Source organism: Actinosynnema sp. NPDC023658, assembly GCF_040639995.1.
In the GTDB taxonomy this organism is placed as follows: Bacteria; Actinomycetota; Actinomycetes; order Mycobacteriales; family Pseudonocardiaceae; genus Actinosynnema.
Genome location: NZ_JBFAAX010000049.1, coordinates 1 through 25051 on the forward strand (window position 1 = coordinate 1; position 25051 = coordinate 25051).

Annotated in this window: 18 protein-coding genes and 1 tRNA gene; 15 read left to right on the top strand and 4 right to left on the bottom strand. The window is 71.8% G+C overall.

The window, feature by feature from the left end; genetic code table 11:
* Window positions 1-157 precede the first annotated feature (157 nt).
* The gene (locus tag AB0G02_RS09280; RefSeq protein ID WP_360791744.1) at window positions 158-790 is read right to left on the bottom strand and encodes a DUF3159 domain-containing protein; all 633 of its coding nucleotides are present in this window, start codon (window positions 788-790) and stop codon (window positions 158-160) included.
* Window positions 791-914: 124 nt separating this feature from the next.
* On the opposite strand from AB0G02_RS09280, the gene AB0G02_RS09285 reads away from it, so the two are divergent.
* The 7 genes from AB0G02_RS09285 (at window position 915) to AB0G02_RS09315 (ending at window position 8645) form a co-directional block, all read left to right on the top strand.
* Window positions 915-2138 (top strand): ROK family transcriptional regulator, encoded by a 1224-nt coding sequence (locus AB0G02_RS09285; RefSeq protein WP_360791747.1) that lies wholly within the window; start codon window positions 915-917, stop codon window positions 2136-2138.
* Window positions 2139-2148: 10 nt separating this feature from the next.
* Window positions 2149-3477, top strand: coding sequence for an ABC transporter substrate-binding protein (locus tag AB0G02_RS09290; RefSeq protein WP_360791749.1), 1329 nt, complete (start codon window positions 2149-2151; stop codon window positions 3475-3477).
* 2 nt (window positions 3478-3479) lie between these two features.
* Complete coding sequence (locus AB0G02_RS09295) at window positions 3480-4460, top strand: sugar ABC transporter permease (protein WP_360791751.1); 981 nt, start codon at window positions 3480-3482, stop codon at window positions 4458-4460.
* A gap of 8 nt (window positions 4461-4468) precedes the next feature.
* A complete protein-coding gene (locus AB0G02_RS09300; protein ID WP_360791789.1) occupies window positions 4469-5332 on the top strand; it encodes a carbohydrate ABC transporter permease in 864 nt (287 codons plus the stop codon).
* On the top strand, window positions 5329-6603 hold the full coding sequence (locus AB0G02_RS09305) for a 6-phospho-beta-glucosidase (protein ID WP_360791754.1): 1275 nt from the start codon (window positions 5329-5331) through the stop codon (window positions 6601-6603). The genes AB0G02_RS09300 and AB0G02_RS09305 overlap by 4 nt, the downstream gene beginning before the upstream one ends.
* 107 nt (window positions 6604-6710) lie before the next feature.
* The gene (locus AB0G02_RS09310) at window positions 6711-7787 is read left to right on the top strand and encodes a BadF/BadG/BcrA/BcrD ATPase family protein (RefSeq protein WP_360791757.1); all 1077 of its coding nucleotides are present in this window, start codon (window positions 6711-6713) and stop codon (window positions 7785-7787) included.
* Between the two features lie 93 nt (window positions 7788-7880).
* Window positions 7881-8645: an SGNH/GDSL hydrolase family protein gene (locus tag AB0G02_RS09315; RefSeq protein WP_360791760.1), complete on the top strand. Its 765-nt coding sequence runs from the start codon at window positions 7881-7883 to the stop codon at window positions 8643-8645.
* 551 nt (window positions 8646-9196) lie between these two features.
* Here AB0G02_RS09315 and AB0G02_RS09320 read toward each other — a convergent pair.
* Entirely contained in the window at window positions 9197-11989 is a 2793-nt protein-coding gene (locus tag AB0G02_RS09320) for a BTAD domain-containing putative transcriptional regulator (RefSeq protein WP_360791763.1), read from the bottom strand.
* A 175-nt stretch (window positions 11990-12164) separates the two neighbouring features.
* Here AB0G02_RS09320 and AB0G02_RS09325 point away from each other — a divergent pair, with 175 nt between their 5' ends.
* The 4 genes from AB0G02_RS09325 to AB0G02_RS09340 all read left to right on the top strand — a co-directional run bounded on the left by AB0G02_RS09325 (window position 12165) and on the right by AB0G02_RS09340 (window position 16179).
* Window positions 12165-13205, top strand: a complete 1041-nt coding sequence (locus AB0G02_RS09325; protein WP_360791765.1) for an ADP-ribosylglycohydrolase family protein — start codon at window positions 12165-12167, stop codon at window positions 13203-13205.
* 220 nt (window positions 13206-13425) lie between these two features.
* A complete protein-coding gene (locus AB0G02_RS09330; RefSeq protein WP_360791768.1) occupies window positions 13426-14016 on the top strand; it encodes a TetR/AcrR family transcriptional regulator C-terminal domain-containing protein in 591 nt (196 codons plus the stop codon).
* A 70-nt stretch (window positions 14017-14086) separates the two neighbouring features.
* The gene (locus AB0G02_RS09335; RefSeq protein WP_360791771.1) at window positions 14087-14785 is read left to right on the top strand and encodes a response regulator transcription factor; all 699 of its coding nucleotides are present in this window, start codon (window positions 14087-14089) and stop codon (window positions 14783-14785) included.
* Window positions 14782-16179 carry a HAMP domain-containing sensor histidine kinase gene (locus AB0G02_RS09340; RefSeq protein ID WP_360791773.1) on the top strand — a complete coding sequence of 466 codons (1398 nt, stop codon included), beginning with the start codon at window positions 14782-14784 and terminating at the stop codon, window positions 16177-16179. Before AB0G02_RS09335 ends, AB0G02_RS09340 begins: the two co-directional genes overlap by 4 nt.
* Here the strand turns inward: AB0G02_RS09340 and mgrA are convergent.
* Entirely contained in the window at window positions 16176-17204 is a 1029-nt protein-coding gene (gene mgrA, locus AB0G02_RS09345; protein WP_360791776.1) for an L-glyceraldehyde 3-phosphate reductase, read from the bottom strand. The two genes, AB0G02_RS09340 and mgrA, sit on opposite strands and share 4 nt — an antisense overlap.
* A gap of 170 nt (window positions 17205-17374) precedes the next feature.
* On the opposite strand from mgrA, the gene AB0G02_RS09350 reads away from it, so the two are divergent.
* Window positions 17375-18964: a vWA domain-containing protein gene (locus tag AB0G02_RS09350; protein WP_360791778.1), complete on the top strand. Its 1590-nt coding sequence runs from the start codon at window positions 17375-17377 to the stop codon at window positions 18962-18964.
* Between the two features lie 159 nt (window positions 18965-19123).
* Here the strand turns inward: AB0G02_RS09350 and AB0G02_RS09355 are convergent.
* Window positions 19124-19196 (bottom strand) — tRNA-Thr (locus AB0G02_RS09355).
* A 282-nt stretch (window positions 19197-19478) separates the two neighbouring features.
* Here AB0G02_RS09355 and AB0G02_RS09360 point away from each other — a divergent pair.
* From AB0G02_RS09360 to otsB, 3 genes are all read left to right on the top strand, one after another.
* The gene (locus AB0G02_RS09360; RefSeq protein ID WP_360791781.1) at window positions 19479-20816 is read left to right on the top strand and encodes a threonine/serine exporter family protein; all 1338 of its coding nucleotides are present in this window, start codon (window positions 19479-19481) and stop codon (window positions 20814-20816) included.
* A 155-nt stretch (window positions 20817-20971) separates the two neighbouring features.
* Window positions 20972-22396, top strand: a complete 1425-nt coding sequence (locus tag AB0G02_RS09365) for a trehalose-6-phosphate synthase (protein ID WP_360791783.1) — start codon at window positions 20972-20974, stop codon at window positions 22394-22396.
* A 66-nt stretch (window positions 22397-22462) separates the two neighbouring features.
* Window positions 22463-24997 carry a trehalose-phosphatase gene (gene otsB / locus AB0G02_RS09370; RefSeq protein WP_360791786.1) on the top strand — a complete coding sequence of 845 codons (2535 nt, stop codon included), beginning with the start codon at window positions 22463-22465 and terminating at the stop codon, window positions 24995-24997.
* Window positions 24998-25051: the final 54 nt, after the last annotated feature.

Here is a 25051-nt window from a genome sequence, read left to right on the forward strand (position 1 = left end):
CGTCTGAGTTCAACGCTCGCGGCTAACGGCGTTCGTCGTGAGCGTTGAACTCAGGGTGCGTGAACGTAGGACTCTCGCGGCGTGAACGTAGGACTCTCGCGCGTGTCCTGCGTTCGGAACCCGCGTGTCCTACGTCCGGGTACGCCGAGTTGAACGCTCAGGTGCGGGGGTGGCGCAGGCCCGGGTGGTCGGACGGGAGGGTGCGGCGCAGGACCCACCAGCTCACGGCGACGCACGCCACCTGGAGCGGCCACGTCAGGGCGGCACGCATCACGCCCAGCAGCACGACCTCGCCGGCCAGCCACAGTGCACCGAAGATCAGCACCCGCAGCACGTACTGCCCCACCCACGGCCACGACGCGTACCGGTACGCGCGCAACAGGTCCGGGTCACGCCGCCAGCGGAACTTCTGGCCGGTCACCAGCCCCACCACCACACCCAGCAAGGGCCACCGCAGCACGATCGACGCCGCCCACACCAGGGCCGACGCGGCGTTCAGGAAGATCTGCAGCAGGAAGAAGTCCTCGGCCCGACCGGTCTGCAACGCGATGTACGCGGCCAGCACCACCAGCGCCACGGACACCAGCAGCGCACGCGGACGGCTCCCCCGCACCAGCCGGACCACGGCAACGACCACACCGCACACGACGGCCGCGAGCGCACCCGCGGCGACGGAGCTCCCGCCCAGCAGCCAACCCACCACGAAAGCCAACGGCGGCAGCGAGGCGTCCAGCGCACCGCCCCGTCCGCCCAGCAGTGAGGCCAGCGACTCCTGACGCGTGTCGGTCATACCCCCAGAGTGCCTTAGGGGTTCGAACCCGGGTAACAGACCCGTCTCGGCCCATTGACCCCCGTGAGCGCCGTCACTACCGTCTCGTCGAAATCGTCTGGAAAGTTAACAGACAGGAGTGCCGATGCGAGCCGGGAGCCCGAGGCTGCTGCGCGAGATCAACGACCGCGCCGCCATCGAGGCGTTGCTCCGCAACGGTCCGCTGACCAGGGCGGAGCTGGAGGGGATCATCGGCCTGTCGAAGCCGGCGACCGCCCAGCTCCTCACCCGCCTCGAAGAGGACGGCACGGTCCTGCGCGACGGCCTGCGCGGCGGTGGGCGCGGACCGCGCGCCCAGCTCTGGAAGGTCAACGGCGCGCTGGCCCACGTCGCCGCGATCGACCTCACGCCGGACTCGGTCGACGTCGCCATCGCGGACATCTCCGGCACGACGCTGACCGAGCACCGCGCGCCCATGCCGAAGACCGACGTGCTGGAGGCGTTCCGCGCCGCGGTCGCGAAGGCCGCCGCGCAGGCCGGTCTCACCACCGACGCCCTGCACCACGTCGTCGTGGGCAGCCCCGGCGCGGTGGACCCGTCGACCGGCAGGCTCAACTACGCCCCGCACATGCCGGGCTGGGCGGACAAGAACATCCCCGAGGAGCTGGAAGCCCTCCTCGACACCCCCGTCACGGTCGAGAACGACGTCAACCTCGTCGCGCTGGAGGAGATGATCGCCGGCCGGGCCGTCGGGGTGAAGGACTTCGTGCTGCTCTGGCCCGCGGACGCGGTGGGCGCGGCCGTCGTCGTCAACGGCGTGCTGCTGCGCGGCGCGACGGGCGGCGCGGGCGAGATCGACGCCATGCAGGTGCCCGATCGCGCGCACGCCGACACCGGCACCGAGCGCACCGGCAGCCGTTACGGGGAGCTGCTGGACAGCGCCGGCATCGCCCGCCTGGCCCGCGCGCACGGCGTGTCCGCGCGCACCGGTCAGGCGGCCGTGGAGAAGGCGTTGGGCGAGGGACCGGCCGGCCGGGAGTTCCTGGTGGACCTGGCCCGCCGCATCGCCACCGGCGTGGCGAACGTGATCGCCGTGCTGGACCCCGAGCTGGTGCTGCTGTCCGGCGAGATCGCGCAGGCGGGCGGCACGGCGCTCGCCGACCTGGTCGCCGCCGAGCTGCGCCGGCTGGTGGTGCCCCGCACCCCCGTGCGACTCGCCCTGGTGACCGGGAAACCGGTGCGCTCCGGCGCACTGCACTCCGCGCTGTCGGTCGTCAGGGAACAGGTGTTCGGTCTGCCCGCCGCCACGACCGAACCCTTCCGCGGTCCGAGCCGATCGGGCGAAACCGCACCGAGCACGTCGACCTGAAGGAGAGCACATGCGCAAGCTCCACCGCGCAACGTTGCTGTGCGTGGCCGCCGCGGTGTCCCTGACCGCTTGCGCGGCGGGCTCCGGCGACACCGGCGGCCGGTCTGGACCGGCAGCGGCCCCCGGCAAGGAGGACAGGTTCACCCTGACCGTCTGGAGCAACTACTCCGGCCGTGAGCAGGACGAGGTCACCAAGGCGTTGGAGAGCTTCAAGGAGAAGTTCCCCAACGCCGAGATCAAGCACGAGGGCAGCCAGGACGACGACAAGATCACCGCGGGCATCCGCAGCGGCAACCCGCCGGACGTGGCCATGTCGTTCACCACCGACAACATCGGCCAGTTCTGCTCCAGCGGCTCGTTCCAGCCGCTCAAGCCCTACATCGAGCGCGACGGCGTCGACCTCGGCCAGATCCCGGACGCGGTGCGCTCCTACACCGAGTACAAGGGCAACCGGTGCACGATGCCGCTGCTCAGCGACGTGTACGGGCTGTACTACAATAAGGACCTGCTGGCCCAGGCCGGCATCACCGCGCCGCCGAGGACCACGGCCGAGCTGATGGACTTCGCCAAGCGCACCACCAGGAAGGCCCCGGACGGCTCGATCGAGGTCGCGGGCTTCCTGCCGACCATGATGTTCTACGCCAACCGGCCGCCGATCTGGGCGCCCAACTTCGGCGCGAAGTGGGAGACCCCGGAGGGCAGGTCCGGCCTGGCGTCGCCCGAGTGGGCGGAGATGCTGCGGTTCCAGAAGGAGCTGGTGGACTTCTACGGCTACGAGAACCTGGAGCGGTTCCGCGCCGGGTTGGGGCAGGAGTACTCCACCGACCACGCGTTCCACCAGCAGAAGATCGCCATGATGATCGACGGCGAGTACCGCACGGCGTTCCTGAAGGACCAGGCCCCGGACGTGCGGTTCGGCACCGCGCCGTTCCCCACGGTCAAGCCCGAGCTGTACGGCACCGGCTTCACCACCGGCACCATCATGGGCATCCCAAAGGGCGCGAAGAACCCGGGCGCGGCGTGGGAGCTGATCAAGCACCTGTCGTTCGACACCGACACGATCGTCGACCTGGCCAACGGCATCAAGAACATCCCCAGCACGAAGGCCGCGCTGGCGGACCCGCGCCTGGAGGTGGACGAGAACTTCAAGACGTTCATCGACCTGGCGAGCTCCGGGAAGCTCCAGGGCAACCCGGTGACGCCCATCGGTGACGCGCACATCAAGGCGATCGGTGACTTCGCGACGTCGTGGCAGGCGGGCTCGGTGCCGGACCTGATGGCCGGGTTGAAGGACGTCGACCAGCAGATCGACGACCGGATCGCGAAGAGCGGCAAGTAGCGGTGACGGCCACGCTGGAGCGCGTGGACGTGGCGCGGACCGCCCCCGCGAAGGGGCGGTCCCGTGCCCGCGTCCGTCACCGCCTGACCGTGCTGGCGTTCCTGTCGCCCGCGATCCTGGGGTTCCTCCTGTTCTTCGGGTACCCGCTGGTCGCGACGATCGGCTTCTCCTTCACCCGGTACGACCTGATCAACCCGCCGGAGTGGGTCGGCTGGGAGAACTACGCCTACATGTTCTCCGACCAGCTGTTCCGCACCGCGGTCTACAACACGATGTGGTTCGTCGTGGTGCTGACCGCCGCCCGCGTCGTCTTCGCGCTGGGGGTCGCTTCGGTGGTCGCCCGGTTGAAGTCGGGCGTGGGGCTGGTGCGGACGTTGTGCTACCTGCCGTCGTTGGCGCCGCCGGTGGCCGCGACGCTGGTGTTCTTCCTGGTCATGCGGCCGAACGAGGGTCCGCTGGACACCTTCCTCGGCTGGTTCGGCATCGAGGGCCCGCTGTGGTTCGCGGACCCGGTGTGGGCGAAGCCGGGTATCGCGGCGGTGATGCTGTGGGTGTCCGGCGACCTGATGATCATCATCCTGGCGGCGATCCTGGACGTGCCGCAGGAGCAGTACGAGGCCGCCGAGCTGGACGGCGCGGGCGTGGTCCGGCGGTGGTGGCACATCACCCTGCCGACCATCGCGCCGGTGCTGACGTTCGGCGTGGTCAACTCGGTGATCCTGGCGTTGCAACTGTTCACCCAGGCGGTGGTGGCGGGGTCGGCGGCCAGCGGGTCGGCCGACGTGACCGGGTCGACGAAGGTGCTCGGGTTCCCGGAGAACTCCACGCTGACGTTCCCGATGTGGCTGTACACGCAGGGCTTCCGGTACTTCGACATGGGCTACGCGGCGGCGATGGCGACGGTGCTGTTCGTCGTCTCGTTCGCGGCGACCGCGTTGTTGGTGCAGCGGATGCGCAGGGCGTCGCACCAGGAGGAGTCGTGACAACGGCCATGACGGCGGCGACGACGGTGAGCGTCCCGGCACCGGTGAGGTGGAGGCGGGCGCTGGAGTGGGTGGCGGTGCACAGCCTCGGGTTGGCGCTGGGGTTGATGTTCACGCTGCCGATCGTGTTCGTGCTGCTGACGGCGGTGATGTCGGACAGCCAGGCGTTCACGAAGGACCTGTGGCCGCGGGAGTGGCACTGGGGCAACTTCGTCGAGGTGTTCGACAAGGCGCCGCTGCTGGAGTACCTGGGCAACAGCCTGCTGTACTCGTTGCTGGCCACGGCGGGGATGCTGCTGTCCTCGGTGCCGGCCGCCTACGCGCTGGCGAAGCTGCGGTGGCGCGGGCGGAACGCGGTGTTCCTGCTGGTGGTCGGCGCGATGATGCTGCCGCCGCAGGTCGTCGCGGTGCCGCTGTACGACACGTGGTCCAGCCTGGGCCTGACCGGCACGCTGTGGCCGTTGATCGCGCCGTACTTCCTGTTCGACGCGTTCAGCATCTTCCTGCTGCGCCAGTTCATCCTGACCATCCCGCAGTCCTACGTGGACGCGGCGCGGGTCGACGGGTGCGGCGAGTTCCAGGCGCTGGTGCGGGTCGTCGTGCCGATGGCGCGGCCGGGCATCGCGGCAACCGCGCTGTTCTGCTTCCTCTACACGTGGAACGACTACTTCGGACCGCTGCTGTACACGAGCGAGAAGCCGGACCAGTGGACGCTGTCGCTGGCGCTGTCGACGTTCAAGGGCATGCACCACGTGCAGTGGAACCTGGCCATGGCCGTCACGTTGCTGATCATGCTCCCGGCGGTGGTGCTGTTCGCGTTCGCGCAGCGCTCGTTCGTCAAGGGCATCACATTCACGGGGGTCAAGGGGTGAAGCTCACCGTTGTCGGTGGCGGGTCCACCTACACGCCGGAACTGGTCGACGGGATCGCCGGGCGGCGGACCAGCCTCGCGGTGGACGAGATCGTGCTGGTCGACCCGGACGTGTCGCGGCTGGAGGTGGTCGGCGGGTTCTCGCGGCGGCTGCTGGAGCACGCCGGACACCCGGCGGTCGTCACGACCACGACCGACCTGGAACGGGGCGTCGACGGCGCTTCGGCCGTGTTGTTGCAGCTCAGGGTGGGCGGGCAGGCCGCGCGGGCGTCGGACGAGACGTTCCCGCTGGTGTGCGACTGCGTCGGTCAGGAGACGACCGGCGCGGGCGGGCTGGCGAAGGCGCTGCGGACCGTGCCGGTGGTGCTCGACATCGCCGAACGGGTGCGCGCGGTGGCCGGCGAGGACACCTGGATCGTGAACTTCACCAACCCGGTGGGGATCGTGACGCGGGCGTTGCTGGACGCCGGGCACCGGGCGGTCGGGCTGTGCAACGTGGCGATCACGTTCCAGCGGTGGACGGCCGGGCTGCTGGGCGTCGAGCCGGACGCGGTGCGGCTGGAGCACGTCGGGCTCAACCACCTGAGCTGGGAGACGGGCGTGTTCGTCGACGGGGTCGACCGGCTGCCCGAGCTGCTGGAGCGGCACGGCGACGCGCTGGGCGAGCACATCGGGCTGCCGGGGTCGCTGATGCGGCGGCTGGGTGCCGTGCCGTCGTACTACCTGAAGTACTTCTACGACCACGACGAGGTGGTGCGGAAGCAGAAGACCGAACCGCCGCGCGCCGAGGTGGTGGCCGGGGTGGAGAAAGAGCTGCTGGACCTGTACGGGGACGCGCGGGTCGTGCGCAAGCCGGAGCAGCTGTCGCAGCGGGGTGGGGCGTACTACTCGGAGGCCGCCGTGCAGCTGGTGCACGCGTTGACCGGGGGCGCGGGGGCGGAGCAGCACGTGGTGAACGTCCGCAACGGCGGCACGCTGCCGTTCCTGCCCGCGGACGCGGTGATCGAGGTGCCCGCGGTCGTGGACGACGGCGGGGCGGTGCCGCTGCCGGTGCCGCGACCCGTGCCGCCGTCGATCGCCGGGCTGATCGCGCACGTGACGGCGTACGAGCAGCTCGCGCTGGAGGCGGCGGTGCGCGGTGGGCGTGACCGGGTGGCGGACGCGCTGCTCGCGCACCCGCTGGTCGGGCAGCACGCGGTGGCGGAGCGGTTGGCGGATGAGCTGGTGGCGCGCAACGCGGACTTCCTGCCGTGGGCGAGGGGGGACGTGTGACGGGTCGGGGGCGCACCGGCGGCGAGGGCTGGGCAGAGGGCGTCGGCGCGGGTTCGGTCGGGGGCGAGGGAGAGGGAAAGGGAGAGGGCGAGGGCAGGGGTGGGCGGGTGCTCGCCATCGACGGGGGGAACAGCAAGACGGCGGTGGCGTTGGTCGACGTCGACGGGCGGGTGCTCGCGGAGGTGCGCGGGCCCGGGGCGTCGCCGCAGAACGTCGGGTTGGAGCGCAGCCTGGAGGTGTTCGACCGGCTGGTGCGGGAGGTGGCGCGGCGGGCCGGGTTGGGACCGGACGAGCTGATCGCCTCGCACACGGCGGCGTACCTGGCCGGAGCGGACCTGCCCCAGGAGGAGGACGACCTGCGCGCGGCCATCGAGGCGCGCGGGTGGTCGTCGACGACGGTGGTCGGGAACGACACGTTCGCGCTGCTCAGAGCCGGCACGGCGGACGGCATCGGGGTCGCCGTGGTGTGCGGGGCGGGGATCAACTGCGTCGCCGTCGCGCCGGACGGACGGACGCACCGGTTCCCGGCGCTGGGACGGATCTCCGGCGACTGGGGCGGCGGCGGCCACATCGGGTCGGAGGCGTTGTGGCTGGCGGTGCGGGCCGAGGACGGCCGGGGCGAGCCGACGGCGTTGCTGGACGCGCTGGTTGCCCACTACGGGACGGCGACGCTGGCCGAGGCGGTGCAGCGGCTGCACTTCGGGGAGGTCGAGTTCGACCCGCACGCCCTGTGCCCGCTTTTGTTCGAGGTCGCGGCGGGTGGTGACGCGGTGGCGCGGTCGGTGGTGGACCGGCTGGTGGAGGAGGTCGTGCTGCTGGCGCGGGTGTCGCTGGAACGGCTGGAGCTGCTGGCCGAGCCGGTGGACGTGGTGCTCGGGGGCGGGGTGCTGACCGGGACGGGCGGCGTGGTGGTCGACGCGGTGGCGGAGGCGTTGCGGCTGGTGGCGCCGGAGGCTCGGGTGCGGGTGGTGGACGTGCCGCCGGTGGTGGGGGCGGCGTTGTTGGGGTTGGACCGTGGGTTGGTGGATGGGGCGGCGGCAGGGCGGTTGGCGGCGGAGTTGAGGTTGCGGACGGCGTACGGGAGTGAGGTCGCCGAGAGTGATTTGCGCCTCACTGGCGCGGATAAGACTGGCGAATCACCCAATGCGGACGCGACCTCACACCATCGGGTGACACCTTGGTAACAGCGTTGCCGATAGGCGGTGGCGGCGGGCGGCTCCGGCGTTGCATGCTGTCCTGCGCGGTGATGGGGGTGCCGCGCGGAGTGGAGGGTTCGTATGGAGGGGTTGGACAGCTTCGTCGCGATGGGGGACAGCTTCACCGAAGGCATGGACGACCCGGCGCCGAACGGCACCTACGTGGGCTGGGCCGATCGGTTGGCCGGGATGATCTCGGCGCGGCAGAAGGGCTTCCGGTACGCGAACCTGGCGATCCGGGGCAAGATGCTGCAGGAGATCGTCGACGAGCAGGTGCCGCTGGCGGTGTCGTTGAAGCCGAAGCTGGTCACGCTGTGCGGCGGCGGCAACGACATCCTGGTGCCCGGCAGCGACCCGGACGCCCTGGCCGAGGTCTACGAGATCGCGGTGGCCGACCTGCGGGCGGCCGGCGCGGAGGTGTTGATCTTCACCGGGTTCGACCCGAAGCACACGCCGCTGCTGCGGTCGCTGCGCGGGAAGATCGCGATCTACAACAACCACCTGTGGGCGGTCGCTGAGCGCTACCACTGCAAGGTGGTCGACCTGTGGTCCATGACCGTCCTGCACGACCGGCGCGCGTGGAGCGAGGACCGGTTGCACTACTCGCCCGAGGGGCATCGACGGGTGGCGCTGCGGGCGGCGCAGGTGCTGGGGTTCGAGATGGACGAGGACTGGAACACCCCGTGGCCCCCGCCGGTGGACGAGGACTGGATGACGCAGCGGCGGCACGACCTGAAGTGGGCGCGGGAGCACGTCGTGCCGTGGATCGGGCGGCAGTTGCGGGGTGAGTCGATGGGTGACGGCGTGGTGCCCAAGCGGCCGGAGCTGCTGCCGGTGTGCGAGTGAGGTGCCGGCTCCGGGTTTCGGCTGGTTGAGGCCCCGGTTGGGTTGAGGTCGGTTGATGAGCGCGGTGCAAGGCCGGCTCGATTTGACATGGGGCCCGTACGGGCACCCCAGGCAGGCCAAAGCCGGCAGGCCCGGCGGGGTGAAGCGTCCCGCCAAGCCTGCCGGCTTCGACCAGCCTAAGGCACCCGAACCCATGTCAAATCGGGCCTCGGTGGGGTGGTGGCGGGGCCGTTGAGGGCGTCTTGATGGTGGTGGACACACCGCGAGGTCGCGTCGATCGGTCGCGTCCTCATTTCCCGGCGATCACGCTTTTCGATCGTCGGGAAATCAGGGCGTGAACGGTCGACTTCCAGGCGACCTCGCCCGCGACGCCGGAGGCGGCGCAATTAAGTACAGCTGGGCCGGCGCTCTCCCCCGAACGCCGGCCCAGCCGTCGGGTGGCTTTCCCCCCTGGCTCCCCCCACCAAGAACCACCCGGCGCCGACCGCGACTCGCTTGATCAGCGCGTCTCCTAACTTCCCACGACTTCGTGCGGTCGAGCTAAACAGCGGCTAAACCTCGGAGGTCAAGGCTTCAAGGGCCGTTCGGACCAACATGGCGCGCGGTGAGCCCAGGCGTTCGAACAACCGCAGCGATTCCGCCAGCTCCGCTTGCGCCGCAACGCGTTCTCCGCGTCTCGCCAGCACCGATCCGAGCACTTGGCGGCCGAACGCCTCTTCGAACTGCATCGAGCCGCCACGGGCCAGTTCCACGGCCTGCCGGGCCTGTTCCTCGGCCTCGGGTAAGAGGCCCAGTTCGGCGTAGAGCTCGGCCAGGTTGTTCACCGCGACGGCGTACGCGCGTTCGTCGCCGTTGTGGTGGTAGATCTCCATCGCCTGGAACTGGTGCTCGGCGGCCGTTTCGCGCAGGCCCAGTCGTTGCTCCACCTGGGCGAGGTTGTTGAGCGCCGTGGCCTCACCGAGCGCGTCACCGTCCCGGCGGGCCAGTTCGACGGCCTCCTGGTGGTGCTTCAGGGCTTCCTCGACCCGGTCCTCCGCGACGAGGGCGAGCGCCAGTTGGTCCAGGGTCATGACGAGGTAGCGGGGCTCGTCGAGCTCCACGGCGATGCGGTGGGCCAGCCGGGCCTGGTCGAGGGTGCCGCGCAAGGCCCCGGCCCGGTTGTTGAGGTCGTGCATGGCGTGCAGCACGAGCATCTCGCCGCGACGGTCACCGATGACCCTGGCGGAGGCCAGGCCGAACTCCGCGATGCCGTGCCACTCGCGGACGACGAGCCTGGTCACGCAGTAGGTGTGCACCAGTCGGACGAGTTGCCAGACCTGTTCGTGCAGGCCCGCTTCGGAGGACGCGTGGACGAGGGCGACGAGGTTGGACCACTCCTTGTCGAACCAGGACAGCGCCTGCGAGGAGGTGGCCGGTCTGGCGGAGGTGGTGTCGCCGGTGAAGTCGAGGCCGTCGGACACCGGTCTGATGAGCCTGCGGGCTTGGTCGCAGGCGCACAGGTAGTAGTCCATGAGGCGGCGCAGGCCGCGTTCGCGGTGCTGCACGACGCCGCGCGCGTAGAGGCGGACGAGGTCGTGCAGGACGAAACCGCCGCGCCACTGCTCCACCAGCAGGTGGGCGTCGGCCAGGTCCGCGAGCCGGGCGGCGGCGGTGCCGAGGTCGATGTCGCAGATGGCGGAGATGGCGTGCGGGCTCACCCACCGGCCCGGCACGAGGCCGGCGGCGCGGAAGGCGTCCGCCAGTTCCGGCGGGAGGTTGCGGTAGGACACGGCCAGGGCGCGCTCGACGCCGTCACCGGTGTCGGCCAGGTCCAGGGTGCGCAGCCGGGCGGCGTCGTCGGACAGCTGCCCCACGAGCGCCTCGACCGTCCACTCGGGGCTGAAGACGAGCTTGGCGGCGGCGATGCGGAGCGCCAGGGGGAGGTTGCCGCAGAGTTCGGCCAGCATCCGCACGGCGGCCGGTTCCTGGTCGGACAACGGCTTGCCGACGACCTCGTCCACCAGCCTGATGGACTCCTCCTCGGACAACGTGCCCAGGGTGAGCATCCGGGCGCCGTTGCTGACCACCAGGGACTCCAGGCGGCGGCGGCTGGTCACCAGGACGACCGAGCCCGCGCCGGGCGGGAGGAGCAGGCGGACGTGCTCGGGGTCCCACGCGTCGTCCAGCACGACCAGGACCCGGCGCTTGGCCAGCACCGACCGGTAGAGGCCGACGCGGTCGTCCAGGTCGCGCGGCAGGCCGTCGGCGGGCACGCCGAGCGCCAGCAGGAACCTGGCCAGCACCTCGGCGGGCTGCACCGGGCCGCGGTCGGGGGCGAAGCCGTTGAGCGAGGCGAAGAGCAGACCGTCGGGGAACTGCTCGGCCCGGCGGTGGCCCCAGGTGACGGCCAGCTCGCTCTTGCCGATACCGGCCGCGCCGTTGACCACCGCGATGGTGGTGGCGGCCGGGTCGCGGGAGTCGCACAGCCGGTCCAGCCAGGCCAGTTCCTCGTCACGGCCGATGAAGCCGCTGGCGGCGGCGGGCAGCTGGGCGGGCACGACCACGCCGGGGCGCGGCGGCACGAGGGCCGGTTCGGTCAGGCCGGGTGAGCTCAACGTCGGGTCGTCGCGCAACACCTGCTCGTGCAGCACGCGCAGGCCGGGGCCGGGGTCGATGCCGAGCTCGTCCACGACGCGGCGGTGGAAGCGCTGGTAGGCCTCCAGCGCGTCGGCCCGCTGACCGGACCGGTACAGCGCGCGCATCATGTGGCCGACGAGCCGTTCCCGGAACGGGTGCTCGTTGACCAGCTGGCGCAGTTCGCCGACGAGTTCGAGGTGGCGGCCCAGTTCCAGCTCGGCCTCGATGCGCTCCTCGACTGCGGCAAGCCGAAGCTCCTCCAGGTCGGAGGTGACGGGGTTGCCGGGGACGTCCGCCAGCACCTGACCGCGCCAGAGCCCGAGGGCCTCGCGCAGCAGCTGGGCGCGGATGGGCGCGGGCTTGCCGCGGGCGCTGGAGACGAGCTGGCGGGCCCGGTGGAAGTCCAGCCGCCACGGGTCGACGGCCAGCTGGTAGCCGGGCGGGGTGGTGAGGATCCGGGCCGAGCCCGCCGGGTCGGCCTCCTCCAGCATCCGGCGCAGGCGGGACACGTAGCCGTGCACGATCGTCCTGGCCGTGGCGGGCGGCTCGTCGGCCCACAGGCTGTCCACGATCTCGTCGATCGGGACGACGCGGTTGGCCTCCAGCACGAGCATCGCGAGCAGACCGCGCATCCCCTTGCGGCCGATGACGAGCTGTCGGCCGTCCGCGAGCACCTGCAACGGTCCGAGGACGCCGAACTCCAGCCCGCTCTTGCTCCGGTCGGCCATGCCCCTCCCCCGTCTCTGCGTTACGGCTCGGTCACTGGATCAGGTGCGGCGGGGGTGGCGTTGGATACCTGTGGGTAAATGTTGCTTGCTCAACTAGTCGTGCTCCCATGACCGGACGGGGCGCCCGGCGGCTAGGGTTTTCCAGGCCGAGTTCCGGGCGAGTGCAGGAGGGCAAGTGCCGCGCGAGCCGATGGACGTGGTCGACCGTGGCGCCGCGTGCCTGTTGGGCGGCGCGCTCGGGGACGCCCTCGGGGCGCCCATCCAGTACCTGGGCTGGGCGGACATCCAGCGGGACCACGGCCCGGAGGGCGTGCTGCAACCGCCGCGCCCGGCGCTGGTCACCGACGACACGCAGCTCACGCTGTTCACCGCGGACGGCTACCTGCGGGCGTGGGTGCGGGGGCAGACCACCGGCGAGTGGGACCCGGTGCAGGTGGTGTGGCACAGCTACCGGCGGTGGCTGGTCACCCAGCAGGTCGCCGCGCCCGAGCCCGGCGCGGTGGGGTTGGTGGGCGACGAGCGGCTGTTCTCCAGCCGGTCGCCGGGCCTGACGTGCCTGCGCGCGCTGGCCGCCGACACGCCGCCGACGCCGGAGGAGCCGCACAACGAGTCGTCCGGCTGCAACGGCGTGACGCGCACCGCGCCCGCCGGGTTCGCGCCCAGCGCGGAGATCGCCTACGACCTGGGTTGCCGGTTCGCCGCGCTGACCCACGGCGGCACCGGCGGCTGGGTGTCCGGTGGCGCGTTCGCGCTGCTCATCCACCTGCTGGCGGTGCGCGGGCGGCCGATGCGGGAGGCCGTGGACCAGGTCATCGGGCGGGTGCTGCGCGACGACCCGTACACGGCGAACACGCTGAACCGGGCCGTGGTGTTCGCCGACGAGCACCGGGCGCAGGGGTTCGAGTCGGTGCGCGTCGACCGGCTGGGCAGCGGCTGGACTGGGCCGGAGGCGTTGGCCATCGCCGTGCACACGGTGCTGGTGTACCCGAAGCGGTCGCAGTTCGTGGACGCGCTGCGGGCGGCGGCGAACCACTCCGGCGGCAGCGACGCGACGGCGGCGTTGACCGGCAACATCCTGGGCGCGCTGCACGGCACGGACGCGTTGCCGCGGGACTGGCTGACGGGGCTGGAGCTGGTGGACCTGCTCACCCAGCTCGGCGCGGACCTGGGGCGCTCGGTGACGGGGCAGGAGTTCGACCTCGCCCGCTACGCGTGAGACGGGGTTGAAGCCGGCCTCGGCACGCACGTTCCCGAATGCGTGCGACCGAGGCCGGCTCTCCACGCGATCTGCGCAGGGACACGCCCCGAGCGCGGAACCCCGGCTGACCTGGCCGTGGAGCGGGAAAACCCGTGCCGAAACCGTAGCAGAGCGCGTGTGAGCGGTCACTGGCGGCCCACCCCCTTAACGGTGTGAAGTGGTGGTGCACCATCGTTCGGTGGCGCTCGGACGGGAAGCGATCGTGCGGACGGCCCTGGGGCTGCTCGACGAGGTGGGGCTGGAGGGCCTGACGTTGCGCCGGCTCGCGGTCGAGCTGGACGTGCAGGCGCCCGCGATCTACTGGCACGTGCGGAACAAGGCCGAGCTGCTGGAGGCCATGGCGGCGACCATCTTCGACGACGCGCTGGCCGACCTGGAGTCGCCGCGCCGGGGCGAGTCGTGGATCGAGTGGACCGCCGAGACCGCGCACCGCCTGCGCGCGGCCGTGCTGTCCTACCGCGACGGCGCGCGGGTCGTGGCGGGCGGCTACCGGGCGCACGCCGGCGGACGCCCGCTGGAACTGGCGCTGCGGGCGTTGTGCGACGCGGGTTTCCCGGTCCGCGACGCCGCCCGCGGCATCACCGCGATCCACTCCTACGTCCAGGGCTTCACGCTGGAGGAGCAGACCACCACCGCCGCGCCGCCGGTCGACCCCGAGCGGCACCCGCTGGCCGCGAGCGCCCACGCGGACCTGGCCGACCAGGACGCCCGCTTCGACCACGGCCTGCGCCTGCTGCTGTCCGGCCTGCGGCTGTCCCGGTTCGCCTGACGCCTGTCGGAACCCTGTCGACCGGCTGTCGACCGTCGCCCGCCCGGTGGCGGTGCAGCACCATGGTCACGTGGACAACGGCGCTCCGGTTCGACTGCTCGTGGTGGACGACGAGCCGCACATCGCGGACCTCGTGGCGACGGTGGCGCGGTACGAGGGGTGGCAGGCCGTCACCGCGGGCAGCGGTGAGGCGGCGTTGCGGGCCGCCGCCGAGTTCCACCCGGACATCGTGGTGCTCGACCTGATGCTGCCCGACCTGGACGGCTTCACCGTGCTGGACCGGCTGCGGTCGTCGGGGGCGATGGTGCCGGTGGTGTTCCTCACCGCCCGCGACGGCACCGCCGACCGGATCGCGGGCCTCACCCGAGGCGGCGACGACTACCTGGTCAAGCCGTTCTCGGTGGAGGAGCTGATGGCGCGGCTGCGGGCCGTGCTGCGGCGGTCGACCGGGCCGACGTGGAAGCGGTCGGTGTTAAAGGTGTCCGACCTCGCGATGGACGAGGACACGCGGGAGGTGCGGCGGGGCAGCCGGCTCGTCACGCTCACGCCCACCGAGTACGAGCTGCTGCGCTACCTGATGCGCCGCTCCCCCGCCGTGCTGACGAAGGCGCAGATCCTCGACCACGTGTGGGAGTACGACTTCGGCGGCCGGTCGAACGTGGTGGAGCTGGTCGTGTCGCACCTGCGGCGCAAGCTCGACGACGGCGGCGAGCCGCTGATCCAGACCGTGCGGGGCGTGGGTTACGCGTTGCGACGAGCCTCCCGGTGAAGCGCTGCCGCCTGCGGTTGGGCACCCGCCTGGCGCTGGGGCTGGGCGCGCTGGCGCTCGCGGTGTTCGCGGTCGTGGGCACGGTGATGGTGCGGAGCATGCAGGACTACCTGGAGCGCCGGCTCGACGCGCAGATGGAGACCACCCAGATCGCGCTGGAGCAGGACCTCGTCCGCAGCGGCACGCTCAAGGGCTCGGCGTACAGCTGGTTCACGGTCGTCTACGAGGTGCGTGACGGCAAGGCCACGCCGAGGACCCGCGAGGACCTGCCGGCCGACGACAGCGAGCTGGCCGCGATGGCGGTGCAGGTCAACGGGCACGGGCCCGCGTACAGGACCGGGTACCTGCACGGCGACGGCACGTACCGGCTGCGCGGGTGCCGGGTGTCCGAGGGCGTGGTGCTGGTCAGCGCGGCGCCGATGGACGACATCACCACCATCGTGCGGCAGCTGGTGTTCGTGGAGGTGGCCGCGTTCGCGCTCGCGCTGATCGCGCTGGTGGTGGTCGGGCAGGCGGTGCTGAGGCGGGGGCTGCAACCGCTGAGCGACATGGCCCGGACCGCGCACGACATCACGTCGCACGACCTGACCGACTCGGCCCGGCTGCCGGTGCGCGCGGAGGGCGACGACGGCGGCGTGGAGGTCGAGGAGCTGCGCACGGCGTTCAACACGATGCTGGAGCACATCGACACGTCGCTGGCCGCCCGCACGGCCGCCGAGCAGCGGTTGCGGCGGTTCATCGCGGACGCCTCGCACGAGCTGCGCACGCCGTTGACGTCGATCCGGGGGTACGCGGACCTGTTCCGGTACGCGGCGGCGAACGCGCCGGAGGAGCGCGAGGCGCACCTGGAGAAGCTGAGGTCGGAGGCGGCGCGGATGAGCGTGCTGCTGGACGACCTGCTGCTGCTCGCCCGGCTGGACGCGGCGGAGGTGGAGACGCCGTTGCGGGTGGCCGACGGCGACCTGGCGGCGGTGGCGAGGGAGGCGGCGGACGCGTTCCGGGCGGCCCACCCGACGCACCCGCTGGCGCTGACCGTGCCGGAGGAGCCGGTGCGGCTGGTGTTCGACCCGATGCGGCTGCGGCAGGTCGTCGACAACCTGCTCACCAACGCGGCCGTGCACACCCCCGCCGGCACGGCGGTGTCGCTGTCGGTGTCGGCGGCGCCGGAGTCCGCCGTGCTGCGCGTCTCCGACACCGGTCCGGGCATCCCGCCGGCCGACCGGTCCCGCATCTTCGACCGCTTCTACCGCGTGGACGACTCGCGCACCCGTGACCGCGGTGGCAGCGGGCTGGGGTTGGCGGTGGTGCGGTCGCTCGTCGTCGCGCACGGCGGCGCGGTCGGGCTGGCCGGTGGGCCGGGCTCGACCGCGTTCACCGTGACGCTGCCCCGCTAGCCGGCGTTCGAGGACTCCGCCCACAGGTCGATGCCCGAGTCGACGGCGTGCACGTCGATCCGCTCCAGCTCGTCGTCGGTGAGCGGCGGTCCGTCCAGCGCGGCGACGTTGGCCTCCAGCTGGCCGACGCTGCTCGCCCCGACGAGCACCGACGTGACCCGCTCGTCGCGCAACGCCCAGCTCAGCGCGAGCTGCGCCAGGGACTGACCGCGCGACGAGGCGATCTCGTCCAGCGCCCGCACGTGCGCCAGGGTGGCCTCGCTCAGCAGGTCCTCGGAGAGCGACTTGCCCTGCGTGGCGCGGGAGCCCTCGGGCACGCCGCGGAGGTACTTGTCGGTCAGCACGCCCTGCGCGAGCGGCGAGAACGCGATGCAGCCCACGCCCAGCTCGCCGAGGGCGTCGAGCAGGTCCTCCTCGACCCACCGGTTGAGCATCGAGTACGAGGGCTGGTGGATGAGCAGCGGCACGCCCGCCGTGCGCAGCAGCTCGGCCGCCTCACGCGTCTTGGTCGCGGAGTACGAGGAGATGCCGACGTACAGCGCCTTGCCCTGCTGCACGGCGCTGACCAGCGCGCCGACCGTCTCCTCCAGCGGCGTGTCCGGGTCGAACCGGTGCGAGTAGAAGATGTCGACGTAGTCGAGGCCGAGCCGGGTCAGCGACTGGTCCAGCGAGGACAGCAGGTACTTGCGCGAGCCCCACTCGCCGTACGGGCCGGGCCACATGTCGTAGCCCGCCTTGGTGGAGATCACCAGCTCGTCCCGGTGCGGACGCAGGTCGTCCGCCACCATCCGCCCGAAGTTGACCTCGGCGGAGCCGTAGGGCGGGCCGTAGTTGTTGGCCAGGTCGAAGTGCGTCACGCCCAGGTCGAACGCCCGGCGCACGATCGCCCGGCCCGTCTCGTAGGGCCGGTCGTCGCCGAAGTTGTGCCAGAGGCCGAGCGACACGGCGGGCAGCGCGAGGCCACTGCGCCCGCAGCGGCGGTAGGTCATCCGGTCGTACCGCGAGGGGTCGGGGAGGTGGGCCATGGCCAACCCTGGCACGGCCGGCCGCCGTTCGCCGGACGTGCCGGGCGGGCGAAGTTGCTCCAGCCGGCTCGTATCCGACCGACCACCCGACCATCCGCCAGGTGTGCCCGGACACCGGTGTCCGAGCACCCGGGCCCCTGCGCCCGGCCGCACGAGCGGAAAGAGATCCCATGCGTCGATCACTCAGACGCGGCGCGCTGCTGGCCGTCGTCGCCCTGACCGCCTCAGCCGTCCAGCTCACCTCACCCGCAGTGGCCGCACCCGCTCCCGCCGCCTCCCCCTGCGGCCCCCTCGACGTCACGTTCGTCATCGACGACACCGGCAGCATGGGTGGCGCCGTCGCCAACCTGAAGACCGGCATCAACGCCATCATCGGGGACGTCGTCTCCGCCTCGGGCGGCGACTACCGGCTCGGGCTGGTCACGTTCAAGGACGACATCACCGTCCACAACACCCTCGCGGCCGGCAACGCGGCGGCGGTGACGAGCTACATCACCAACACCCTCGCCGTGGGCGGGGGCGGCAGCGAGCCGGAGGCCTCGGACGAGGCCCTGAACACGGTCGTGAACAACCTGCCGGCCGCCGGTCGCCCGCAGAACGCCGACTTCGGCAGCGCCTGGCGGTCGAACGCGACGAAGTTCGTCGTGCTGGTGACCGACGCCCGGCCCGGCGGGTTCGACGACGTGCACGGCCCGACGGACGTGACCAACGCCGGCCTGCGCGCCGACGACGCCCTCGGCAAGGGCATCAAGATCTCCCCGGTGTACGTGCCGACGTCCTCCGCCTACACCTCGGTGATCACCCCGATCATGCAGGGCTACGCCACCACGACCGGTGGCGTGTACACGCAGTCCACGGGCACGGGCACGGCGGACGCGATCCGCAAGCAGCTGTCGGACTGCCGGCAGACCGACGTGGTCATCCGCGACCAGGTGACCGACACCGGCGCCGAGCCGAACCCGAACGGCACGGTGTGGAACAGCCCGGACATCAAGGTGTGCCCGACCACCGCGGACTGCGCCCCGGGCTTCCAGCCCGTCGTCGGCGCGACGAACGTCGTCCACGTGCGGATGAACAACGCCTCCGCCACGAGCACCGGCACGCTCAAGGTCTACCGCACGCCCGCCGGTGGCGGCACGACGTGGAACAACGCCACCAACGGCGACTGGGTGTTCATCGGTCAGCAGTCGCTGTCCGTGCCCACGGGCGGCACGGTGGCGAAGATCCCGTGGGCGGGCGTCCCGGGCCCGGGCCACTTCTGCCTGCTGGCGCGCTGGGTGTCGGCCACGGACCCGATGACGTTCGCGGAGGGCTCGAACACCGCGCTCAACACCAAGAACAACAACAACATCGCGTGGAAGAACCTCATGACCGTGCGCGGCAAGGTGCTCCAGCCCGTGAAGTCCTGGTTCACCGTGGGCAACGGGACCGAGCGCGAGGTCAGGACCGACCTGGTGCTGACCGGTGAGAAGCCGGTGGCGGGCACCGTGGTGATCGACCTCGGCCCGCGCCTGTTCGAGCGCTGGAAGGCCGGCGGCGGTCAGGCGGAAGGCGTGAAGCAGGTCGGTGAGACCGCGTTCCAGCTCGACCCGACGCGGGCGGCGCTGCTCGGCGTGCCGCTCCTGCCCGGTGAGCGGTTCACCACCGAACTCACCTTCACGCCCGCGGCGGCGGGCGAGTACCTGACGAACCTCGTCCAGTTCGTCGAGGGCGAGGACCACGGCGGCGTGGCCTACCAGGTGATCACCGACCGCGGGTGATCCCCGGCACGTGACCGCGGCCCGCGCCCCCTCGGCGCGGGCCGCGTCCGTGTCGGGAGGTGCCGGCGCGGCACTGGTCGGCAACCCCGCGGCAGCCGCGCTATGATCATGAAAACGCCTCCTGACCAGGTTTTCCCGGTCGGGAGGCGGTCACCGCTGAGCCGGTGGCGGGACTTGAACCCGCAACCTTTCGCTTACAAGGCGAGTGCTCTGCCAATTGAGCTACACCGGCGTCGGCCCGGAGGCCTGGAACATCGTAAGCGCCCGCACGGGGTGCCACCTGCGGCGAACGGTCTTCTCACCGTGGGCCCGCGTTGGTCCATCCGGAGGTCACGGGTACCGTCCGGGTGGCTCCTGCGGCCGGCAAAACCGCTGGCCAGCGGCATCAACAGTACTGAACGGACAGTGATCGACTCACCTGGTCCAGGTACCCCGTCCGAGGGTGGCGCAGGACACAGCCCCGAATCCGGCACGGTCGGGCGTGGCGGCGGGTCGAACGAGGGAGGTGGCGCCCGTGCGGCTGCGGCGTGGGCGGTTCCAGCACACCGAGCGGGCGCGGCCCGTCGAAGGACCGGCCCTCCCCGACGACTCCACCGTCCACCTGGTGCTCGACCTGGCGCTGCGCGTCGGGGAGGCGCAGATGGCCGGCGGGGCGGGCGCGGCGGACGTGACCGCCACCGTCCTCGCGGTCACCGACGCTTACGGGCTGCCGCACACCGAGGTCGACGTCATCTACACGTCGATCACCGCCTCCTGCCATCGCGGCACGGACGCCGCGCCCGTCACGCTCATGCGCGTGGTGCGCGGCCGGGGCGTCGACTACACCCGGCTCACCGCCGTGGAGGGCCTGGTCCGGCGGATCACCGCCGAGGGCCTGGCCGCCGACGACGCGTCCGCCGAGATCGACCGGATCACCCGCGCCGACCACCCGTACCCGCGCTGGGTGGCCACGCTGGCGTGGGCGGCCATGGCGGCCTCGGTGGCGTTCCTCGTCGGTGGCGGCGTGCTGCTGGCGGTGACGGCCGCCGTCGTCACGGCGCTGGTCGACCGGGTGGGGCGGCTGCTCAACCGGCGCGCGCTGCCGTTCTTCTTCCAGCAGGTCGTCGGCGGTGCCCTGGCCACCTCGGTCGCGGTGGCGCTGTACGGGCTGGACCTGCTGCCCGGCGCACCGCCGTCGATGCTGATCGCCACCGGGATCGTGGTGCTGCTGTCCGGGTTGTCGCTGGTCGGCACCGTGCAGGACGCCATCACCGGCTACAACGTCACCGCCGCCGGTCGCCTGGTCGAGGTGGCGCTGCTCACCGCGGGCCTCATCGCGGGCATCGCGCTGACCCTGCGCGCCGGCGTGCAGCTGGGCGTGCGCACCACCATCGCCGGCCCGCTGCCGCCGCTCATCTCGGACGTGCCGCTCCAGTTCGCGGCGGGCGCGGCCACCTCGGCGTTCTTCGCCCTGGCCAGCTACGCGCCGCCGCGGGCGCTGCCGGTGGCCGCGGCGGCGGGCGCGGTCGGCACCACCAGCTACGGCCTGCTCGCGCTGACCGGCACGAACACCATCGCGTGCGCCGCCGCCGCGGCCACCGTGGTCGGCTTCGGCGGCAAGGTCGTGTCCCGCCGGCTGCGGACGCCGCCGATGCTGGTCGCGGTGGCGGGCATGGTGCCGCTGCTGCCCGGCCTGACCACGTACCGGGGCCTCTACCAGCTCACCGCGGAGGGTGACGCGGCCGGCCTGTCGACCCTCGTGCTGGCCGCGGGCACCGCGCTCGCACTCGCGAGCGGCGTCGTCCTGGGTGAACATTTGGGGCGCCCGGTGCGCACGGGGCTGGGCAGGCTGGCGGCCCGGACCCGCAGGTGATCCCCTGAACACGAGCTTTCCACGTGAGATCGCCCACCTGACCGGCTTTCGTCAAGTCAACACAGTGTGACGGGGCCGACGACAGGGCATCCAACCTGCGGCTTCCCACTAACCTCGACGGTGGGCGAGACGAATCCCTGAGGAGGCGCTACCCGGTGAGCAGCATTGGCGAGAACGGCGCGGACTTCCTGGTCGTGGCCAACCGCCTGCCGGTTGACCTGGAGCGCCTGCCCGACGGCACGCAGCGCTGGAAGCACAGCCCCGGCGGCCTGGTGACCGCGCTGGAGCCGTTCCTGCGCACGCACAGCGGCGCGTGGGTCGGCTGGCCCGGCATCGCGGACGCCGAGGTCGACGCGTTCGAGGAGGACGGCCTCCAACTGCACCCGGTGACGCTGAGCGCAACCGAGGTGGCCGACTACTACGAGGGCTTCTCCAACGGCACGCTGTGGCCGCTCTACCACGACGTGGTCGCGCCGCCCGCCTTCCACCGGCGCTGGTGGAACGCCTACGTGCGGGTCAACCAGCGGTTCGCGGACGTGACCGCGAAGGTCGCCGCCCAGGGCGCGACCGTGTGGGTGCAGGACTACCAGCTGCAACTGGTGCCCGCCATGCTCCGCGACCTGCGCCCCGACCTGCGCATCGGCTTCTTCCTGCACATCCCGTTCCCGCCGGTCGAGCTGTTCATGCAGCTGCCGTGGCGCACGGAGATCATCCGCGGGCTGCTCGGCGCGGACCTGGTCGGCTTCCACCGGCCCGGCGGCGCGCAGAACTTCCTCTGGCTGGCCCGCCGCCTGGTCGGCCTGGAGCCCAGCCGCGGCGCGGTCGGCGTGCGCACGCGGCCCGGTGTGGTCCAGGTCGGGGACCGCACCGTGCGGGTCGGGGCATTCCCGATTTCTATCGATTCGGCCGGGCTCGACGCGCTCGCCCGGGACAAAGAAGTCCAAAAACACGCGAAACAAATTCGCGAAGACCTCGGGAACCCGAAGAAGATCCTGCTCGGCGTCGACCGCCTCGACTACACCAAGGGCATCGACGTGCGCCTGCGCGCGCTGCACGAACTCCTGGCCGACGGTCGCGTCGACCCGGGCGAGGTCGCCATGATCCAGCTCGCCACGCCCAGCCGCGAACGCGTCGAGCACTACAAGCAGATGCGGGGCGAGATCGAGCAGGCCGTCGGCCGGATCAACGGCGAGTTCTCCACCGTGGGTCACCCGGTGGTCCACTACCTGCACCAATCGGTCAACCGACGTGAGCTGACCGCGTTCATGTCCGCCGCCGACGTCATGGTCGTGACGCCGGTGCGCGACGGCATGAACCTCGTCTGCAAGGAGTACGTCGCCACGCGCTACGACCTCGGCGGCGCGCTGGTGCTCTCCGAGTTCGCCGGAGCGGCGGCCGAGCTCACGAGTGCTTTCCTCGTCAACCCGCACGACTTGGACGGTGTGAAGAACGCGTTGGAAGCCGCCCTCACGCTGGATCCGGCCGAAGGTCGCCGTAGGATGCGCGCGCTGCGCCGCCAAGTCCTCACGCACGACGTCGACCGCTGGGCTCGATCGTTTCTTGATGCCTTGGGCGCGTAGTCCACGATCTGAATCAGTTCAGACCGATATCACCGACCTTGTCCCACCGAGCATTGAGGAGGGGCGTTGACCGCCGAGGCCCTCCCCGCCGAACTTCGTCGTGCGATCGTGCAGTTGGCACGCACACCGCGCCTGCTGGTCGCCTGCGACTACGACGGGACATTGGCTCCGATCGTGGCCAACCCAGAAGACGCCCGCCCGCTGCCCGAGTCGGTGGGCGCGTTGCGCTCCCTGGCCGGTCTGCACGAGACGACGGCCGCGGTGATCTCCGGGCGCGCACTGCGCGACCTGGCGACCCTGTCGCGACTGCCGTCCGAGGTGCACCTGGTGGGTTCGCACGGATCCGAGTTCGACGTCGGGTTCGTGCACGCTCTGGACGCTGACGCCAAACAACTGCACCGCCGCCTGGAATCCGAGCTGGAAGGGGTCGTCCAAGGTCACGAGGGCGTCGGCCTGGAGGTCAAGCCCGCGAGCATCGCGGTGCACGTGCGCCGTGCGGACCCCGCCGTGGGGGAGCGGGTTCTGGACGCCGTGCGCACCGGTCCGGCCACCTGGGACGGCGTGCAGGTCACCGAGGGCAAGGCCGTGATCGAGCTGGCCGTGGTGCAGACGGACAAGGGCCACGCGCTCGACGTCCTGCGGCACCGCGCCTCCGCGACCGCGGCCGTGTTCGTCGGTGACGACGTGACCGACGAGAAAGCGTTTGCCAGGCTCAGCGGACCGGACGTCGGCATCAAGGTGGGCGAGGGCGAGTCGCTGGCCCAGTACTTCGTCGCGGACACCCTCGACGTGGCCACCGTGCTGGCGTTCCTGCTGGAGGAGCGGCGGGCGTGGCTGCACGGCGACCAGGCCGTGCCGATCGAGCGGCTCACCATGCTCGCCAACGAGCGCTCGGTGGCGCTGCTGACCCCCGACGCCCGGGTGAACTGGATGTGCCACCCGGAGCCGGACTCCGCCGCCGTGTTCGCGGACCTGCTCGGCGGACCCGCCGCGGGCCACTTCTCGATCAAGCCGGAGCACGGCTCGCTGCCCCTGGGCCAGCGGTACGTGCCGGGCACGATGATCGTGGAGACCCGCTGGTCGAGGCTGCTGGTCACCGACTACCTCGACCACGACCTCGCCTCCCACCGCACGGACCTCATCCGGCGCGTCTCCGGCTCGACCAACGCGGTGATCACGTTCGCGCCGCGGCCGGAGTTCGGCCAGGTGCCCGTCCGGCTGCTGCGGGAACGCGACGGCCTGCGGGTCGTCGGCACCTCGGACCCGATGGTGCTGCGCTCCCCCGGCGTGGACTGGCAGATCACCTCCGACGGCATCCAGGAGACGGCGACCGCCGTGGTGCGCCCCCGCGAGGGCGCACCGATCCTGCTGGAGCTGCGCTGCGGCACGGACGACCTGTCCGAGGCCACCCTGGGCGAGCCCGAACGACGTGCCCGCGCCGGCGCGTTCTGGTCGGACTGGGCCGCCACCCTCAAGGTCCCCGCCGTCGAACCGGACCTCGTGCTGCGCTCCGCGCTCACGCTCAAGGGCCTGGTGCACCACGACACCGGCGCGATCATGGCCGCCGCCACCACCTCGCTGCCCGAGGAGCTGGGCGGCATCCGCAACTGGGACTACCGGTACTGCTGGCTGCGCGACGCCGCCCTGACCGCCCAGGCCCTGGTCTCGGTCGGCTCCCTGGGCGAAGCTGAAGCCTTCCTCGGCTGGGTGCACGGGGTGCTGTCGACCCTGCCCGGCCCGGAGCGCCTGCACCCGCTGTACACGTTGCAGGGCACCATGCTGGGCGCCGAGGCCGTCATCGACACGCTGCCCGGTTACGCCGGGTCACGGCCGGTGCGGGTCGGCAACCTCGCCAACCAGCAGGTCCAGCTCGACGTGTTCGGCCCGGTCGTCGACCTGGTCGTGCAGCTGGCCACCGCCCGAGGCTCGCTCACCGACCAGGACTGGCAGATGGTGCAGGCGATGGCCGAGGCGGTCGCCCGCCGCTGGCACGAGCCCGACCACGGCATCTGGGAGGAGCGGCACGCGCCCCGGCACCACGTCTACTCCAAGGTCATGTGCTGGGTCACCCTCGACCGCGCCGTGAGCCTGGCCGAGGCGTACGGGCGCGAGGTCGACCCGTCGTGGCCGGTGCTGCGCGACACCATCTCCAACGACGTGCTCAAGCACGGGTGGAGCGAGGAAGCGCAGTCCTTCACCACCGCGTACGACGGCGACGACCTCGACGCCGCGTCGCTGCACGTCGGCCTGTCGGGTCTGATCGACCCGACCGACGACCGGTTCCAGGCCACCGTCACCGCGGTCGAGGCCGAGCTGCGCTCCGGGTCCACCGTCTACCGCTACCGGCGTGACGACGGCCTGCCCGGCGACGAAGGCGGCTTCCACCTCTGCGCGGCGTGGATGATCGAGGCCTACCTCCTCACCGGACGCCGCACGGAGGCCGAGGAGCTGTTCGCGCAGATGGTCGACGCCGCGGGCCCCACCGGCCTGCTGCCCGAGGAGTACGACCCGATCGCGGAGCGCTCCCTGGGCAACCACCCGCAGGCCTACAGCCACCTGGGCCTGATCCGCTGCGCCCAGCTGCTGGCGGCCACCAAGTAAGTGCTCGTCACGGACGGGGGCCGGGGACCCCCCCCGGGGCCCGCCCCGCCCTGC

What these genes read in the sequence shown, in the direction of transcription:
- AB0G02_RS09280 (WP_360791744.1), bottom strand. Translation starts at nt 790, where the DNA reads ATGACCGACACGCGTCAGGAGTCGCTGGCCTCACTGCTGGGCGGACGG.
- AB0G02_RS09285 (WP_360791747.1), top strand. Translation starts at nt 915, where the DNA reads ATGCGAGCCGGGAGCCCGAGGCTGCTGCGCGAGATCAACGACCGCGCC.
- AB0G02_RS09290 (WP_360791749.1), top strand. Translation starts at nt 2,149, where the DNA reads ATGCGCAAGCTCCACCGCGCAACGTTGCTGTGCGTGGCCGCCGCGGTG.
- AB0G02_RS09300 (WP_360791789.1), top strand. Translation starts at nt 4,469, where the DNA reads ATGACGGCGGCGACGACGGTGAGCGTCCCGGCACCGGTGAGGTGGAGG.
- AB0G02_RS09315 (WP_360791760.1), top strand. Translation starts at nt 7,881, where the DNA reads ATGGAGGGGTTGGACAGCTTCGTCGCGATGGGGGACAGCTTCACCGAA.
- AB0G02_RS09320 (WP_360791763.1), bottom strand. Translation starts at nt 11,989, where the DNA reads ATGGCCGACCGGAGCAAGAGCGGGCTGGAGTTCGGCGTCCTCGGACCG.
- mgrA (WP_360791776.1), bottom strand. Translation starts at nt 17,204, where the DNA reads ATGGCCCACCTCCCCGACCCCTCGCGGTACGACCGGATGACCTACCGC.
- AB0G02_RS09350 (WP_360791778.1), top strand. Translation starts at nt 17,375, where the DNA reads ATGCGTCGATCACTCAGACGCGGCGCGCTGCTGGCCGTCGTCGCCCTG.